1 rRNA gene is annotated in these 268 nt (G+C 50.7%); it reads left to right on the top strand.

Annotated features, from left to right (window positions below):
• A 23S ribosomal RNA gene (locus M3182_RS25890) occupies window positions 1–268 on the top strand; the annotation flags it as partial.

Raw genomic sequence — 268 nt, 5'->3', positions numbered from 1 at the left:
GGGAGGACCATCTCCCAAGGCTAAATACTCCCTAGTGACCGATAGTGAACCAGTACCGTGAGGGAAAGGTGAAAAGCACCCCGGAAGGGGAGTGAAAAAGATCCTGAAACCGTGTGCCTACAAGTAGTTAGAGCCCTGTGTATCTTTTCCTTCGGAAAAATGCCGGGTGATAGCGTGCCTTTTGTAGAATGAACCGGCGAGTTACGATCATATGCGAGGTTAAGTTGGAAAGACGGAGCCGCAGCGAAAGCGAGTCTGAATAGGGCGA

The sequence above is a fragment of the Mesobacillus maritimus genome (assembly GCF_023715205.1).
In the GTDB taxonomy this organism is placed as follows: Bacteria; Bacillota; Bacilli; order Bacillales; family Cytobacillaceae; genus Mesobacillus_B; species Mesobacillus_B maritimus_C.
The sequence above is the reverse complement of the archived record's forward strand: the minus strand, read 5'-3'. Positions and strand labels throughout refer to the sequence as shown.